General features: G+C 56.2%; 13 protein-coding genes, 6 tRNA genes and 4 rRNA genes. 21 read left to right on the top strand and 2 right to left on the bottom strand.

Annotated features, from left to right (window positions below; translation table 11 throughout):
• Positions 1-12 precede the first annotated feature (12 nt).
• The 8 genes from rplQ (at position 13) to JW799_RS03825 (ending at position 6,566) form a co-directional block, all read left to right on the top strand.
• Positions 13-378, top strand: a complete 366-nt coding sequence (gene rplQ, locus JW799_RS03860) for a 50S ribosomal protein L17 (RefSeq protein WP_080831960.1) — start codon at positions 13-15, stop codon at positions 376-378.
• 96 nt (positions 379-474) lie between these two features.
• Positions 475-1,269, top strand: coding sequence for a tRNA pseudouridine(38-40) synthase TruA (gene truA, locus JW799_RS03855; protein ID WP_080832034.1), 795 nt, complete (start codon positions 475-477; stop codon positions 1,267-1,269).
• A gap of 245 nt (positions 1,270-1,514) precedes the next feature.
• Complete coding sequence (gene rplM / locus JW799_RS03850) at positions 1,515-1,952, top strand: 50S ribosomal protein L13 (RefSeq protein ID WP_080831959.1); 438 nt, start codon at positions 1,515-1,517, stop codon at positions 1,950-1,952.
• 20 nt (positions 1,953-1,972) lie between these two features.
• A complete protein-coding gene (gene rpsI / locus JW799_RS03845; RefSeq protein WP_080831958.1) occupies positions 1,973-2,365 on the top strand; it encodes a 30S ribosomal protein S9 in 393 nt (130 codons plus the stop codon).
• Positions 2,366-2,540: 175 nt separating this feature from the next.
• The gene (locus JW799_RS03840; RefSeq protein ID WP_080831957.1) at positions 2,541-3,233 is read left to right on the top strand and encodes a phosphoadenylyl-sulfate reductase; all 693 of its coding nucleotides are present in this window, start codon (positions 2,541-2,543) and stop codon (positions 3,231-3,233) included.
• Between the two features lie 42 nt (positions 3,234-3,275).
• Entirely contained in the window at positions 3,276-4,454 is a 1,179-nt protein-coding gene (sat, locus tag JW799_RS03835) for a sulfate adenylyltransferase (protein WP_080831956.1), read from the top strand.
• Positions 4,455-4,636: 182 nt separating this feature from the next.
• Entirely contained in the window at positions 4,637-5,338 is a 702-nt protein-coding gene (gene cwlD, locus JW799_RS03830) for an N-acetylmuramoyl-L-alanine amidase CwlD (RefSeq protein ID WP_205432799.1), read from the top strand.
• 58 nt (positions 5,339-5,396) lie between these two features.
• Complete coding sequence (locus JW799_RS03825) at positions 5,397-6,566, top strand: P-loop NTPase (protein ID WP_080831954.1); 1,170 nt, start codon at positions 5,397-5,399, stop codon at positions 6,564-6,566.
• A gap of 90 nt (positions 6,567-6,656) precedes the next feature.
• Here JW799_RS03825 and gerD read toward each other — a convergent pair whose 3' ends face one another.
• On the bottom strand, positions 6,657-7,367 hold the full coding sequence (gene gerD, locus JW799_RS03820; RefSeq protein WP_176220574.1) for a spore germination lipoprotein GerD: 711 nt from the start codon (positions 7,365-7,367) through the stop codon (positions 6,657-6,659).
• A gap of 167 nt (positions 7,368-7,534) precedes the next feature.
• On the opposite strand from gerD, the gene JW799_RS03815 reads away from it, so the two are divergent.
• Positions 7,535-8,149 carry a KinB-signaling pathway activation protein gene (locus JW799_RS03815; protein WP_176220573.1) on the top strand — a complete coding sequence of 205 codons (615 nt, stop codon included), beginning with the start codon at positions 7,535-7,537 and terminating at the stop codon, positions 8,147-8,149.
• Here the strand turns inward: JW799_RS03815 and pdaB are convergent.
• On the bottom strand, positions 8,146-8,937 hold the full coding sequence (pdaB, locus tag JW799_RS03810; RefSeq protein WP_205428736.1) for a polysaccharide deacetylase family sporulation protein PdaB: 792 nt from the start codon (positions 8,935-8,937) through the stop codon (positions 8,146-8,148). The genes JW799_RS03815 and pdaB overlap by 4 nt on opposite strands.
• 119 nt (positions 8,938-9,056) lie before the next feature.
• On the opposite strand from pdaB, the gene JW799_RS03805 reads away from it, so the two are divergent.
• The 12 genes from JW799_RS03805 to JW799_RS03750 all read left to right on the top strand — a co-directional run bounded on the left by JW799_RS03805 (position 9,057) and on the right by JW799_RS03750 (position 16,379).
• Positions 9,057-9,677, top strand: coding sequence for a stage II sporulation protein M (locus JW799_RS03805; protein ID WP_205428735.1), 621 nt, complete (start codon positions 9,057-9,059; stop codon positions 9,675-9,677).
• Between the two features lie 175 nt (positions 9,678-9,852).
• Positions 9,853-10,092, top strand: a complete 240-nt coding sequence (locus tag JW799_RS03800) for a hypothetical protein (protein WP_080832032.1) — start codon at positions 9,853-9,855, stop codon at positions 10,090-10,092.
• Between the two features lie 374 nt (positions 10,093-10,466).
• Positions 10,467-12,017: ribosomal RNA gene (locus JW799_RS03795) — 16S ribosomal RNA — on the top strand.
• A 132-nt stretch (positions 12,018-12,149) separates the two neighbouring features.
• Positions 12,150-12,266 (top strand): 5S ribosomal RNA (gene rrf / locus JW799_RS03790).
• 60 nt (positions 12,267-12,326) lie between these two features.
• A tRNA-Ile gene (locus JW799_RS03785) sits at positions 12,327-12,403 on the top strand.
• A 26-nt stretch (positions 12,404-12,429) separates the two neighbouring features.
• Positions 12,430-12,505 (top strand) — tRNA-Ala (locus JW799_RS03780).
• Between the two features lie 267 nt (positions 12,506-12,772).
• Positions 12,773-15,819 (top strand): 23S ribosomal RNA (locus tag JW799_RS03775).
• A 108-nt stretch (positions 15,820-15,927) separates the two neighbouring features.
• A 5S ribosomal RNA gene (rrf, locus tag JW799_RS03770) occupies positions 15,928-16,044 on the top strand.
• The 16S, 23S and 5S rRNA genes sit together here with 6 tRNA genes alongside, the layout of an rRNA operon.
• Before the next feature lie 10 nt (positions 16,045-16,054).
• Positions 16,055-16,130: transfer RNA gene (locus tag JW799_RS03765), tRNA-Thr, on the top strand.
• Positions 16,131-16,137: 7 nt separating this feature from the next.
• A tRNA-Glu gene (locus JW799_RS03760) sits at positions 16,138-16,212 on the top strand.
• Between the two features lie 7 nt (positions 16,213-16,219).
• A tRNA-Val gene (locus JW799_RS03755) sits at positions 16,220-16,295 on the top strand.
• A gap of 9 nt (positions 16,296-16,304) precedes the next feature.
• Positions 16,305-16,379 (top strand) — tRNA-Gln (locus JW799_RS03750).
• Positions 16,380-16,384: the final 5 nt, after the last annotated feature.

The following is a 16,384-nucleotide window of genomic DNA, read 5'->3' as shown; positions in this document are numbered from 1 at the left end:
AGGGAAAAACCGATGGCTTATCAAAAACTGAGTCGCGATTCCAGCGCACGGAAGGCTCTCTTCCGCGACCTGGTGACCGACTTGTTCCTTTATGAACGCATCCAAACGACGGAAGCGAAAGCGAAGGAAGTGCGTTCGATCGCGGAGAAGCTGATCACGCTGGCGAAGCGCGGCGATCTGCATGCCCGTCGCCAAGTGGCGGCATTCGTACGCAGGGAGACGCTGGACGGCGACCAAGACGCCATTCAAAAATTGTTCTCCGAACTGGCAACCCGTTACGCGGAACGTCCGGGCGGCTACACTCGCATTCTGAAGTTGGGCCCCCGTCGCGGCGATGCGGCTCCGATGGTTTACCTGGAGCTCGTAGATCGCGCGTAAGTGCGGAACAAGAAAGGATGGACCGAACCCGCGTTCGGATCATCCTTTTTTTTGTATGCTTCCCACCCGAAGCTGGAAACGAAGGGGCATTTAACGTTGAGAAACATTTGTTTGCTCGTGAGTTACGACGGTACGGCGTACAACGGCTATCAAAGCCAGCCCGGCGGCAATACGATCCAGGACAAGCTCGAGGAGGCGATCGGTCATTTGACCGGCGAGCGGCTGCGGATTCACGGCTCGGGCCGTACCGACGCGGGCGTTCATGCCCGCGGGCAGGTCGTCAACTTCGCCACCGAATCCCGCATTCCGGTCGAGCGCTGGGCGCTGGCCCTCAATGCCCGCTTGCCGAACGATATCGTCGTGCGCGACGCGATCGAGGTGCCGCTTTCTTTTCACGCCAGGCATGACGCCATCCGCAAGACGTACCGCTATTCGGTGATATGCGAACCGTTTCCCGACGTCTTCTCGCGGCATTTCGCCTTCCACCATTATGCCCCGCTGCGGTTCGACGCGATGCGCGAAGCGCTGCGGCATGTTCTGGGAGAGCACGATTTCCGCTCGTTCGCCAATCCGGGGCAGATCAAGCCGCACTACGTAAGGACGATATACGAAGCGCGGCTTGCGGTGGAGGGCGAAGGCGAGAAGGGCGAAGGCCGGGGCCGGGCGCATCTGTTTTTGACCGGGAACGGATTTTTGTACAACATGGTTCGGATTATCGCGGGAACGCTTCTGCAGGTCGGAGAAGGCAAGCGCCGGCCGGAGGACGTCGCCCGCATCATCGCCGCCAAAGACCGGTCCAAAGCCGGTCCGACGGCTCCTCCATACGGTCTTCGGCTTTGGGAGGTCGAATATGGAGAAGAGTGGGGCGTCAACTGGAATCCGACTCGATAATATGCAATTTTAGCTTGCAAAATCGGGCTTTTTCCTGTATGATGTGAGTTGTGTGTTCTTCAGGCTACCCACGGCCCCGATGGAGAATGCGCGCCCGCAAGACATGCAAGAGTCGTTCCTCCTCTCAGCCCGAAGCGAGAGGCGCCGAACGTCCGCATACGAGAATTACCCGACTGAATAAACGAACAATATGTCTTTTTGACATACAAAACGGAACAGGCCATTTCGATCAAGGAGGATGTTACATGCGCACCACTTTCATGGCGAAGCCGAACGAAGTCGAACGCAAATGGTACGTCATCGACGCCGAAGGCAAAACGCTCGGCCGTCTTGCCAGCGAAGCCGCAGCTCTCATCCGCGGCAAACATAAACCGGAATTCACTCCGCACGTCGACACCGGCGATTTCGTCGTCATCATCAACGCGGAGAAGGTCGTCCTGACCGGCAAGAAGTGGCAACAAAAGAAATACTACACGCACTCGCACTATCCGGGCGGACTGAAAACGACGACCGCAGCCGAGATGAACGCGAAGCGTCCGGACCGCATGATCGAGCTCGCCGTTTTCGGCATGCTGCCGAAAAACAAGCTCGGCCACCAACTGCAAACGAAGCTGAAAGTATACGCAGGCGCGGAACACCCGCACCAAGCTCAACAACCTGAAGTTTACGAACTTCGCGGTTAATCGAAAGGGAGGACCTACCAATGGCTCAAGCGCAATATATTGGAACAGGCCGTCGTAAACATTCGGTTGCGCGCGTTCGTCTCGTGCCGGGTGAAGGCCGCATCATCATCAACAAACGCGATATCAACGAATACTTCGGTCTCGAAACGCTGAAGCTGATCGTCAAGCAGCCTCTTGCTCTGACCGAGACGCTCGGCAAATACGACATTCTCGTGCTGGCGCACGGGGGCGGCATCTCCGGCCAAGCCGGCGCGATCCGTCACGGCATTTCCCGCGCGCTGCTCAAAGCGGATCCGGAACTTCGTTCTTCCTTGAAGAAAGCCGGTTTCCTGACGCGCGACCCGCGGATGAAAGAACGGAAGAAATACGGCCTCAAAGCGGCTCGCCGCGCGCCTCAATTCTCCAAACGTTAAGATGCACCTCGCAGCCTTCTCGCCATACAATGGCGGGGGGGCTGTTTTTTTGCCTATAGACGCGAAGAAAGCTTCCGACGATTTCCGGCAATTTTAACATTGAATAATCCGATGCGATAACGTATAATTTTAATGCCTTATAAATGTACCTACTTGTCAGCAGGGGGTTAAACGGATGAACTTATTGGAAAAGGAAAATCTCATTCGCGAAAAGGCGGAGGAGTTCGAGCACGCGTCGCCCGAAACGGTCATCCGCTGGGCCGTCGAAGCGTTTCCGAATATCACGTTCGCGTGCAGCTTTGGCGCCGAAGACGTCGTTCTGGTCGATATGCTGCAAAAAATCAGCCCGAAAACCGACATTTTTTATCTCGATACGGACTTTCACTTCAAAGAAACCTATGAAACGCGCGACCGCATGGTGGAGAAATACGGGCTGAAGTTCGTGCAGGTCAAGCCCAAGATCACGCCCGAAGAGCAGGCGGCCGAGCATGGCGACGAGCTGTGGAAGCGCGATCCGAACGCCTGCTGCAACATCCGCAAAGTCGAGCCCCTGACCCGCATTTTGGGCCAATACGACGCCTGGATTACCGGCATTCGCCGCGATCAGGCTCCGACCCGCGCCAACGCGAAGAAGGTGGAATACGACACCAAATTCGGCCTCGTCAAGTTCAACCCGCTGGCAGACTGGACGTCGGACGATGTATGGCATTACATTCGCGAGAACGACATTATTTATAATCCGCTCCACGATCAAAATTATCCGAGCATCGGCTGCGAGCATTGCACGCGTCCGGTCATGCCCGGCGAAGATCCGCGCGCGGGACGCTGGTCCGGCACGGACAAGACGGAGTGCGGCCTGCACAAATAATACCCTTCGAAGGGTTTACGACTGGAGAGGAAGAGAAAAAGCATGAGCGCAATTTTACCGCATGGCGGAACGCTCGTGAACCGGCTGCTCGAGGGGGCGGAGCGCGAAGCGCTTCTGTCCGAAGCGGCCGGTCTGACGGCGATTCCGGTAAACAACTGGACGATTTCCGATATGGATTTGATCGGCGTCGGGGCCTTCAGCCCGCTGACCGGTTTTATGAACGAGAACGACTACGACTCGGTCGTCAGCCGCATGCGTCTTGCGAACGGCACGGTATGGAGCATTCCGATTACGCTCGCCGTGACGAAGGATCAGGCGGCCGCTTTGTCCGTCGGACAGAAGGCGTCGCTGGTCGGCGAGAACGACGGCGTCATCTACGGCGTCATCGAGATCGAAAGCATTTACCAGGCGGATAAGCGGCGCGAAGCCGTTCAAGTGTTCAAAACCGACGACCTGGAGCACCCGGGCGTCGCCAAGCTGTTCGACCGCCCGGATACTTACGTCGGCGGCTCGATTCAAGTGCTGAACCGTCCGCAGCCGGAAAAGTTCAACGAATATTATTTCGATCCGGCGGAAACGCGGCGCCTGTTCGCCGAAAAGGGCTGGAGAACGGTCGTCGGCTTCCAAACCCGCAACCCGGTTCACCGCGCCCACGAATACATCCAGAAAGCGGCGATGGAAATCGTCGACGCGCTGTTTCTGAATCCGCTCGTCGGCGAGACGAAATCGGACGACGTTCCGGCCAACGTTCGGATGAAGAGCTATCTGGCGCTGCTGGAAAATTATTATCCGAAGGACCGGGTATTTCTCGGCGTCTTCCCGGCCGCCATGCGGTATGCGGGACCGCGGGAAGCGGTGTTTCATGCGATCGTCCGCAAAAACTACGGCTGCACGCACTTCATCGTCGGCCGGGACCATGCGGGCGTAGGCGACTACTACGGGACCTACGAGGCGCAGGATTTGCTGCGCACGTTCGGCGCCGAAGAACTCGGCATTACGCCGCTGTTTTTCGAGCACAGCTTTTTTTGCAAAAAGTGCGGCAACATGGCCTCCAGCAAGACGTGCCCTCACGGCAAGGAAGACCATTTGACGCTGTCCGGCACGAAGGTGCGCGCCCTGCTGCGCGACGGCATTTGCCCGCCGCCCGAATTTTCCCGTCCGGAAGTCGCGCAGATTTTGATCGAAGGCATGGCCGAAGCCAGCAAGCAGTATACGATTTAAGCGACGCGCGAATCGGTTGAACGAACTTATAGCGAGAACGAATAAATATCCGCCTTGTCCCATATGATGTAGCGTACATCGGGACGGGGTGGATATTCGTGTTTAAAAAACAATCGTTCAAACGCTTCGGACAATCGAAAAGGCGCTACGAGATTTTCGTATGGGTCACCCGGCAAGGGCTGATGCGCATGACCGCAATCGTCGGTCTGCTGGCGCTTACCTTCGTCGTTCTGTCGAGCGAGCTGCCGGCCGCGCGCACGTGGTCGTTCTGGTCGCTGCCGCTTTCCGGCAAAGTGATCGCGCTCGACGCCGGACACGGCGGAGCCGACGGCGGGGCGGTCAGCGAGGACGGGACGATCGAGAAGGATATCAATCTGGCGATCGTTCTCTATTTGCGCGACTATTTGCAGCAGGCGGGGGCGCTCGTCGTCCTGACCCGGGAAGGCGATTACGATTTGGCGGGAACCGATGTGAAAGGCTACTCGCGGCGCAAAACGGAGGATCTGCTGCGACGGGTCAGCACGATTCGGGAGAAAAAGGCGGACTTGGCGGTCAGCATTCATTTGAACAGCATTCCGTCGCCGGCCTGGTCGGGAGCCCAAACGTTTTTCCATCCGTCGCGGCCGGAAAGCGAACGGCTGGCTGCCGTGCTGCAGAAGGAAATTCGCGAAACGCTCGCCAATACGAACCGAACCGCTTTAAAGAACGAAACGGTGTATTTGCTCAAGGAGCTGGAAATGCCCTCCGCGCTCGTCGAGGTCGGATTTTTGTCCAACCCGGGCGAATCGAAGCTGCTTGCGGACGTCGAATACCAGAAAAAGGTGGCGGCCTCGCTCTACCGCGGCATCCTGCGGTACAGCAGCGGCGAGACCGGACAGCGCTGACCGGACAGCTGTGCTATAATAGCAGATGAGAAAAGGACGAAGCGGAGGCAAGGAACGGATGATAACGAGAGAAACGGTGCTGGAGCTGGCGCAGGCGGTCGTCGAGCCGACGCTGCGGCGTCCCTTGGTCCAGCTTGGGCTTGTCCGGGACGTCATGGTCAAAGGAGACAACGTGTCGCTGACCGTCGTGCTTCATCCGGACAGCATCGCGCAAGCGAAGCAAGTGGAGGCGGAGCTGGCCGGCTCTTTGCATAAAGCGGCGAAAGGCTCGCTGCACGCGCGATTCCGCGAAATGACCGACCATGAAAAGGCGGAAGCCCTGGCCAAGCTGAATGCGGCCGGGGCAAGCGCGGCACAGACGGCGGACGGAAAGAGCGGTCAGCCGGCTTCCGCGCCCGCCGGGGCCCAAGGAACGCCGGTGAAGGGGCATGGAGCCGGCATGGAGCAGCATCCGCTGCTGCGGCCCGAGAACGGCGTTCAATTCATCGCCGTCGCCAGCGGCAAAGGCGGCGTCGGCAAATCGACCGTCACCGTCAACCTCGCGGTCGCGATGGCGCGGCGCGGCAAGCGCGTCGGCATCATGGACTGCGACATCTACGGCTTCAGCGTGCCCGATATGATGGGGATCGAAGAGCGGCCGGAGGCGGTCGGGGACAAAATCCGTCCGATCGAGCGTTTCGGCGTTAAAGTGATTTCCATGGGCTTTTTCGTGGAGGACAACAGCCCGATCGTTTGGCGCGGGCCGATGCTCGGCCGGATGCTGCGCAACTTTTTTGCCGATATCGAATGGGGCGAGCTCGATTACGTGCTGCTCGATTTGCCTCCGGGCACCGGAGACGTGGCGCTCGACGTCCACCAGATGATTCCGCACAGCAAGGAAATCATCGTGACGACGCCGCATGCCACCGCGGCGTTCGTGGCGGCGCGGGCGGGCGCGATGGCGATCAAAACGAAGCACGAAATTTTGGGCGTCGTCGAAAACATGTCCTGGTACGAAAGCAAAACCGACGGCACCCGCGAATACGTGTTCGGCCGCGGGGGCGGCGGCAAGCTGGCGGAAACGCTCGGCACCGAACTGCTCGCGCAGTTTCCGCTGGGAGCCCCGGACAACCATCCCTCGGAGCCGGATTTTTCTCCTTCCGTCTATAAGGACAATACGCCCGAAGGCCGGGAATATTTGGCTTTGGCGGACAAGATTATCGAGAAAACGGCGCGGGCGGATCGTTGAAGCCGGAATGGCGGCAAACGATCGATCCGACCGCTCGAACATAAAAGAACCGCTGACAGGCTTCCCGTCAGCGGTTTTTTTATACTCGGATCATTGGCTTTCCTGTCCGCCGCCTTCGCCGCCGCCTTCGCCACCGCCTTCGCCACCGCCTTCGCCACCGCCTTCTCCTCCGCCTTCACCGCCGCCCTCGCTTGCGCCTCCGGCGGACTGGTTTTTGTTCGGATTCAGCTCTTCCTTCACGACGCTCTGCAGCATCTTCATGATTTCCAGCTTAAAGACGGGATTTTGGACGGCTTCCTGCACGGCGCTCATCATCTGCTGACGGTATTCCGGCATCTTCATCGACTGCACGAAAACTTTTTGCATTTCCGAGCTTTGAAGGACGTTGATCATTTCTTTTTGATAACTGGGGTCTTTCATCAAATCCTTTTGCAGCTGCTTGTTTTCCTTGCTTACCGCCTTGGCGAATTCCCCGGCGAATTTCGGATCGGTCATCAGCTTCCGCAATACCAGGTCGTACTCGGGAGAAGTAAGGACGTCCTTGACCGCGATTCGTACTTGCTCCTGATCCTGAGGCGTCATGGATTGCATATGAAGGCTGCTCGCTCCGTATTTGGCCGTCGAGGCGTTCGTAATCGCCTCTTGGGCTTCGGCGGATCCGAGAATATCGATGACCATGGACTTGACGTCCTTGTAGGACATTTGTTGGCCGCCGCCGCCGCTCGACTCTTGGCCGCAGGAGGCGAGAAGGATCGCCATGACGGGCACAATCGCCAATCGGGACAGGCGTTTTGGCCGCATTCGCATAAGACGTTCTCCCTTCGCTGGGATAATGGTTGTAGTATGCGACGGGAATCGGCCGAATATAACGGGCATTCATGGCTTTTTGACTTGAACGTGGTAAAATGGAAGGAGGTATGCGCTTTTATGGAATTCGCGATGAAGCAACGACTTGGGAGGAATTGATTTTGAATTTGCGTAAATGGATGTCGCTCTTCGGCATGAGCATTCTGATCGGCTCTGCGGCCGCGGTCGTCGTCGGAGGGGCGCTGCAACTGATGGATCTGGAATTCCGCGATGTCGGCACGAAGGGCTGGCTGTACAACCTGTTTATGATGGCGATTGCGGGCTTGTCGTTCGGGGCGTTTTCGCATATGGGCTTTTTCGCTTATTTGATGCTGAACTACATTTCGCGAAGCGTGTTCAAGCGCCCTTATTTGTGGGTGGCCGCGCAAGCTTTCATTACGTTGTTCGTGCTGGCCGAAATCGCGTTCTGGACGTATGACAGCGAGTTTCCGGCCGCGACGTTCTGGCTGCTTCCGATTCTGCTTACGGGCGCGGCGGCGGCCGTCGCTTGGCGCAAAGCGCAAGAGACGACCGCCGGGGCGTGGATACCGACGATGTTTTTCATGATCGCGGTAACCGCGGTGGAGGCGCTGCCCAGCTTCCGCTCGGGCAACATCGCATCGCTTGTTTTTTACATGATTCCGCTGTTTGTTTGCAACACGTACCAAATTCTCAAGCTTCACCGGATTTTGGGAGCGCCGGCGCAGGCGGCGAATACGACGACGCAAGCCGGTTAAGGGGAGACAAGCTCGGACCAGGCCGAACGGTCCTCGACCGTCTTGCCCTCCGCTTCGGTTTGGCTGAGCAGCTCGGAGACGGTAACGAATTCGTAGCCCTTTGCCCGGAGCTGATCGATGATGGCCGGCAAAGCTTCATGCGTCTGTTTGCTCGAGTCGCTCGCATGCATCAGAATAATGTCGCCGGGGTGGGCGCCGTCAACGACGCGTCGGACGATGGCGTCGACGCCAGGATTTTTCCAGTCGCGAGAATCCGTGTCCCATTGGATCACTTTGTAGCCCTGTTCTTCGGCGATTTGCAGCACGCGTTTGTCGAAATCGCCGTTCGGAAGGCGGATCAGATTCGGCGCCTTTCCGGTCATCTCCGTTAAAATGCCGTGCGCGACCGTGATTTGCCGGCGAATCTCTTCGTCGGTATATTCGCTGTAATTGTCGTGCTTGTGCCCGTGGCTGCCGATTTCGAAGCCGTCGTCGACGATTCGCTTGACCAGTTCCGGATGCGTTTTGCTCCAGGGAGCCGACAGGAAGAAGGTCGAGTGCGTGACGCCTTTTTCTTTCAAAATATCGAGAATCGGTTCCGCCCGCTTGTCTCCCCAGCTGATATCGAAGGTGAGCGCCACGGCCTTCCGTTCGGTCGGAACGTTGTAGATGGCGGCGGGCGTCGGCGGAGCGAATACGCTGATGTTGTCCCTTTCGATCCAGACGATGGCTCCTGACAGCAGAGCGGCGATCAGCAAAAAAAAGAATTTGGTGATGCGCCGTCCGTTAAAAACGAAAAAATGATTCATGGGCTTTCGTTCGGCTCCTTTCCGATTGGGGAATCCGCTCGTCGCTCGTTGCGGCAGCACGGCTTGGTTACTATCAATGTATGCTTGGACATTTATTATATTCACGGGGGGATCGGGATTTGTTTAGCCGCACCGCACTTTTGCAGACGTGGAAAAACTTGCGCCGCTACTTCATATTCGCCGCCATTTTGTTTTTCGCCAGCGTCGTCGTAGGCGGCTCGCAAACTTCGCTGCCGTTTTTGGACGAGCAGATGAAGGCAATCTCGGAAATGGCGAACGAAGCGAGCAGCTCGGACAACCCGCAATGGAGCTTTTTCACCACGATTTTTTTCAATAATGTAAGAAGCGTCGTCCTCGCGATGTATTTCGGGATCGTCCTATGCATGATGCCGGTCTTTACGCTCGTGCTGAACGGCATGCTGCTCGGGTATTTGTTCGGCGGGATTGCGGACCAGGGCTTCAACATCTGGCCGATTATCGCCAAATCGATCCTGCCTCACGGCATCGTCGAATTTCTGGCTTTGTTTCTGGCTTGCGGAATGGGGATATACCTTGGATTTTCGGCTATAAAAAGTTTTTGGGGATCGCTGATCGGCAAGGATAAGCCGTGGAGCGGGTTCGTCTTCGCATTGAAAGGATCCGTCCCGACGCTGATCGCAATCGTGCTGCTGCTTCTTTTGGCGGCGGTCATCGAAAGCACCTTTACCTACTGGCTGACGACGAATTCGGAGCTCGCTTGACGGCGGGCTTTTTTTATTGCGATCCGAACATCTGCGTCTTGCGCGGGAACCGTCGGGGAAAAAAGTTTGGACCTCGTCATAAAGGTGGTAAAAATGGAGCATAACAGTAACACTTATGCCGGGATGCGCGCTTGTCGGGCTCGGACGGCATTTGATCAAGGAGGTTCGATCCCGCATGCTCGGTATGCTGTTCACGGATAAAGAGTGCAAGGAACTCGATTATATGCTGCGCAAAGAATTGGACGAGATGCTGCTTGATCTGAACGATCGCAGATTGGACGGTCCCGTAAAAGAAGCGATCTCCAAACGCTATAAAACGGTTTTCCGGATGTACGCCCGAATCGCGCCCCCGCGCGAGCTGTCTCATTATGCGTTGGGACTGAAGATGAAGCCGAAAGAAAGTAAAAAAGTTTAAGAAGGGGGTTGACTGGGCAGTCGCGGATATGTTAAAGTAACTTTCGCCCCTCGCAAGAGGCGCGCATTTACAAAATCGATCGGCAGCGGCGAATTTGAAAAAAATCAAAAAAACCTCTTGCAATCGAGTATGTAAATGTGATATATTAATCAAGTCGCCGTTACGACAGCGACGCGAAAGCGAAGGCCTTCGGGCTAACGCGATTGCTCCTTGAAAACTGAACATCGAGCGTAATTGGAAACAAGTCGAATGCAGGCTTTGAGCCTGTGCGAGACAAACCAGCAATAACTTTTTGAGCCTAAGGGCTCTTCAATAAAGTAGTTGGACATTTGACTCTCAGGATTTCCTTTGGAAACCCTGCCGTCAAAAGTCCCTTTATGGAGAGTTTGATCCTGGCTCAGGACGAACGCTGGCGGCGTGCCTAATACATGCAAGTCGAGCGGATCTTTTTAGGTAGCTTGCTACTTAAGAAGGTTAGCGGCGGACGGGTGAGTAACACGTAGGCAACCTGCCCTTTAGCCTGGGATAACATTCGGAAACGAATGCTAAGACCGGATACGCAGCTTGGTCGCATGAGCGAGCTGGGAAAGACGGAGCAATCTGTCGCTAAGGGATGGGCCTGCGGCGCATTAGCTAGTTGGTGGGGTAACGGCTCACCAAGGCGACGATGCGTAGCCGACCTGAGAGGGTGAACGGCCACACTGGGACTGAGACACGGCCCAGACTCCTACGGGAGGCAGCAGTAGGGAATCTTCCACAATGGGCGAAAGCCTGATGGAGCAACGCCGCGTGAGTGAGGAAGGCCTTCGGGTCGTAAAGCTCTGTTGCCAGGGAAGAATAAGGGCTAGTTAACTGCTAGCCCGATGACGGTACCTGAGAAGAAAGCCCCGGCTAACTACGTGCCAGCAGCCGCGGTAATACGTAGGGGGCAAGCGTTGTCCGGAATTATTGGGCGTAAAGCGCGCGCAGGCGGTTCTTTAAGTCTGGTGTTTAAGTGCGGGGCTCAACCCCGTGACGCACTGGAAACTGGGGGCTTGAGTGCAGAAGAGGAGAGCGGAATTCCACGTGTAGCGGTGAAATGCGTAGAGATGTGGAGGAACACCAGTGGCGAAGGCGGCTCTCTGGACTGTAACTGACGCTGAGGCGCGAAAGCGTGGGGAGCAAACAGGATTAGATACCCTGGTAGTCCACGCCGTAAACGATGAGTGCTAGGTGTTGGGGGGGTCCACCCCTCGGTGCCGAAGTTAACACATTAAGCACTCCGCCTGGGGAGTACGGTCGCAAGACTGAAACTCAAAGGAATTGACGGGGACCCGCACAAGCAGTGGAGTATGTGGTTTAATTCGAAGCAACGCGAAGAACCTTACCAGGTCTTGACATCCCTCTGACCGGTCTAGAGATAGGCCTTTCCTTCGGGACAGAGGAGACAGGTGGTGCATGGTTGTCGTCAGCTCGTGTCGTGAGATGTTGGGTTAAGTCCCGCAACGAGCGCAACCCTTGATCTTAGTTGCCAGCACTTTGGGTGGGCACTCTAAGGTGACTGCCGGTGACAAACCGGAGGAAGGCGGGGATGACGTCAAATCATCATGCCCCTTATGACCTGGGCTACACACGTACTACAATGGCCGGTACAACGGGAAGCGAAAGGGCGACCTGGAGCCAATCCTAAAAAGCCGGTCTCAGTTCGGATTGCAGGCTGCAACTCGCCTGCATGAAGTCGGAATTGCTAGTAATCGCGGATCAGCATGCCGCGGTGAATACGTTCCCGGGTCTTGTACACACCGCCCGTCACACCACGAGAGTTTACAACACCCGAAGCCGGTGGGGTAACCGCAAGGAGCCAGCCGTCGAAGGTGGGGTAGATGATTGGGGTGAAGTCGTAACAAGGTAGCCGTATCGGAAGGTGCGGCTGGATCACCTCCTTTCTAAGGAACCCTTCGGGGGATAACGTCCGATTACGCTCGAGTTCAGTTTTGAAGGAGCAAGACGCTCGCGAAGCCGGAAGCTGAAAAGCGGAGGGCTTTTACGAGAGCTTACAACTTCAAATGCAACACCTGTCTGGTGGCAATGGCGGAGGGGTTCCACGCGTACCCATCTCGAACACGACCGTTAAGCCCTCCAGCGCCGATGGTACTTGGACCGCAGGGTCCTGGGAGAGTAGGACGTTGCCAGGCAGGCTCATGAATCCGTTCATGAAGCCGCTCCATCAGCTGGTAAAGGCTGATAGCTGCTGCGGGCCTTTAGCTCAGCTGGTTAGAGCGCACCCCTGATAAGGGTGAGGTCGGTGGTTCGAGTCCACTAAGGCCCACCATACAACAATTGTATACCTTATCCCGTGGGGACATAGCTCAGCTGGGAGAGCACCTGCCTTGCACGCAGGGGGTCAGGAGTTCGATCCTCCTTGTCTCCACCATCTTTACCTTGAGACGATGGCCACGTTCGCGTTGCGAACGCGGTAGGCTGCGGAAGTTTCTTTGCTGAAGCGGCTCGAGAAGCGTCTCCACGCAAAAAACTTGCACCTTGACAACTGGATACGAAACGAAAGCAACGAACCGACACGCAGCGAACGCTGCTGGGTAGCGGTTAGTTGTAGCGCAAAAGAAGATTATCTAATGACCTTATGTGTTGTGGAGCGGAGAGTACGAAGGTACTTGAAGTGAAAATGGCAAGCTAACCGAGAGGTTAAGCTAATAAGGGCGTACGGAGGATGCCTAGGCGCCAGGAGCTGACGAAGGACGCGGCGAACAGCGAAATTTCCTCGGGGAGCCGTAAGCAGGCTTTGATCCGGGGGTGTCCGAATGGGGAAACCCGGCTGTGGTAATGCACAGTCACCCATGAGTGAATTCATAGCTCATGAGGGAGCATACCAGGGGAACTGAAACATCTAAGTACCCTGAGGAGAAGAAAACAAAACAGTGATTCCGTCAGTAGCGGCGAGCGAACGCGGATTAGCCCAAACCAGGGAGCTTGCTCCCTGGGGTTGTGGGACGTCTTATACGGAGTTACAAAAGAGCAGGTTAGGCGAAGAGGTCTGGAAAGGCCCGGCAAAGAAGGTAAAAGCCCTGTAGCCGAAAGTCTGCTCTCTCCAAGACGGATCCCGAGTACCGCGGGACACGAGAAACCCCGTGGGAATCCGGCAGGACCATCTGCCAAGGCTAAATACTCCCTGGCGACCGATAGCGAAGCAGTACCGTGAGGGAAAGGTGAAAAGCACCGCGGGAGCGGAGTGAAAAAGAACCTGAAACCGTACGCTTACAAGAAGTCAGAGCCCGATTCTTAAGGGTGATGGCGTGCCTTTTGTAGAATGAACCGGCGAGTTACGTTTACGTGCGAGGTTAAGCTGGAGAAGCGGAGCCGAAGCGAAAGCGAGTCTGAATAGGGCGATTGAGTACGTAGGCGTAGACCCGAAACCGTGTGATCTACCCCTGTGCAGGGTGAAGGTGAGGTAACACTTACTGGAGGCCCGAACTCATGAACGTTGAAAAGTTCTGGGATGACGTGGGGGTAGGGGAGAAATTCCAATCGAACTCGGAGATAGCTGGTTCTCCCCGAAATAGCTTTAGGGCTAGCCTCGAGGTTGAGCATCGTGGAGGTAGAGCACTGATTGGGTGCGGGGCCCGCCAAGGGTTACCAAGTTCAGTCAAACTCCGAATGCCACAGATGTATACTCGGGAGTCAGACGGCGAGTGCTAAGATCCGTCGTCAAGAGGGAAAGAGCCCAGATCATCAGCTAAGGTCCCCAAGTGTGTGTTAAGTGGGAAAGGATGTGGAGTTGCGAAGACAACCAGGATGTTGGCTTAGAAGCAGCCACCATTTAAAGAGTGCGTAATAGCTCACTGGTCGAGTGACTCTGCGCCGAAAATGTAACGGGGCTAAACACACCACCGAAGCTATGGCAGGTCGTCGTCTTCACTTTGTTCTGGTAGAACCGGGACATTTGGTCAGAATCAACCGTAAAGGTTGTTCAAAGATTCTGACCCAAATGCCCCAGCTAAACACACCAGGGTGAAGTGAAGACGACGAACTGGGTAGGGGAGCGTTGAATGCGGGTTGAAGTCGGACCGGAAGGACCGGTGGACTGCATTCAAGTGAGAATGCCGGTATGAGTAACGAAAAGACAGGTGAGAATCCTGTCCGCCGAAAGCCTAAGGGTTCCTGAGGAAGGTTCGTCCGCTCAGGGTAAGTCGGGACCTAAGGCGAGGCCGAAAGGCGTAGTCGAAGGACAACAGGTTGAAATTCCTGTACCACCGTAAGCCGTTACGAGCGATGGGGGGACGCAGGAGGGCAAGAACGCGAGCTGATGGATATGCTCGTCCAAGCAGCGAGGCTGATGCGCAGGCAAATCCGCGCATCGAAAAGGCTGAGCTGTGATGGGGAGGGAAAATCACAGTACCGAAGGTTCCGTGCTCACGCTGCCGAGAAAAGCCTCTAGCCAGGCGAAGGTGCCCGTACCGCAAACCGACACAGGTAGGCAAGATGAGTATTCTAAGGCGCGCGGAAGAACTCTCGTTAAGGAACTCGGCAAAATGACCCCGTAACTTCGGGAGAAGGGGTGCCTCGGTAGGGTGAATAGCCCGAGGGGGCCGCAGTGAAGAGGCCCAAGCGACTGTTTAGCAAAAACACAGGTCTGTGCGAAGCCGCAAGGCGAAGTATACGGGCTGACGCCTGCCCGGTGCTGGAAGGTTAAGGGGAGCGGTTAGGAGCAATCCGAAGCTGTGAACCGAAGCCCCAGTAAACGGCGGCCGTAACTATAACGGTCCTAAGGTAGCGAAATTCCTTGTCAGGTAAATTCTGACCCGCACGAATGGCGTAACGACTTGGGCGCTGTCTCAACGAGAGATCCGGTGAAATTTTAGTACCTGTGAAGATGCAGGTTACCCGCGACGTGACGGAAAGACCCCATGGAGCTTTACTGTAGCTTGATATTGGACTTTGGTACGGTCTGTACAGGATAGGTGGGAGCCTGAGAAGTCGGTGCGCAAGCATCGATGGAGGCGCCGTTGGGATACCACCCTGATCGTATCGGAGTTCTAACCTGTCACCGTGAATCCGGTGAAGGGACCGTGTCAGGCGGACAGTTTGACTGGGGCGGTCGCCTCCCAAAATGTAACGGAGGCGCCCCAAGGTTCCCTCAGAATGGTTGGAAATCATTCGAAGAGTGCAAAGGCATAAGGGAGCTTGACTGCGAGACCTACAAGTCGAGCAGGGACGAAAGTCGGGCTTAGTGATCCGGTGGTACCGAATGGAAGGGCCATCGCTCAACGGATAAAAGCTACCCTGGGGATAACAGGCTTATCTCCCCCAAGAGTCCACATCGACGGGGAGGTTTGGCACCTCGATGTCGGCTCATCGCATCCTGGGGCTGAAGTAGGTCCCAAGGGTTGGGCTGTTCGCCCATTAAAGCGGTACGCGAGCTGGGTTCAGAACGTCGTGAGACAGTTCGGTCCCTATCTGTCGCGGGCGTAGGAAATTTGAGAGGGGCTGTCCTTAGTACGAGAGGACCGGGATGGACGCACCGCTGGTGTACCAGTTGTTCCGCCAGGAGCATGGCTGGGTAGCCAAGTGCGGGAGGGATAAGCGCTGAAAGCATCTAAGCGCGAAGCCCGCCTCAAGATGAGATTTCCCAATTCGTAAGACCCCTGGAAGAACACCAGGTTGATAGGCTCGGGGTGGAAGCGCGGCAACGTGTGGAGCTGACGAGTACTAATCGGTCGAGGGCTTATCCTAAAGCGAAGCGCCTTCGGGCACGGAGCAGACGGGAAGCAAAGCCAGCAAACAACCATGCGCAATCGTTTCGTATCCGGTTATCAAGGCGCAAGCCTTGAAGAACTTCGATCTGGTGGCAATGGCGGAGGGGTTCCACGCGTACCCATCTCGAACACGACCGTTAAGCCCTCCAGCGCCGATGGTACTTGGACCGCAGGGTCCTGGGAGAGTAGGACGTTGCCAGGTTGGAGAACTAGCTCTCATAGCTCAGTAGGTAGAGTGCATCCATGGTAAGGATGAGGTCACCGGTTCGATCCCGGTTGAGAGCTCCAGCTTTACGGCCCGTTGGTCAAGGGGTTAAGACACCTCCCTTTCACGGAGGTAACAGGGGTTCGAATCCCCTACGGGTCACCAAGATTTTGGAGGCTTAGCTCAGCTGGGAGAGCATCTGCCTTACAAGCAGAGGGTCGGGGGTTCGATCCCCTCAGCCTCCACCATCTTATCGCTGGGGATTAGCCAAGCGGTAAGGCAACGGACTTTGACTCCGTCATTCCTAGGTTCGAATCCTAGATCCCCAGCCAATCTT

Origin of the sequence: Cohnella algarum (genome assembly GCF_016937515.1) — a bacterium.
GTDB lineage: Bacteria > Bacillota > Bacilli > Paenibacillales > Paenibacillaceae > Cohnella > Cohnella algarum.
Note: the sequence above shows the minus strand (reverse complement) of the source record. Positions and strands in the feature narration are given on the sequence as shown.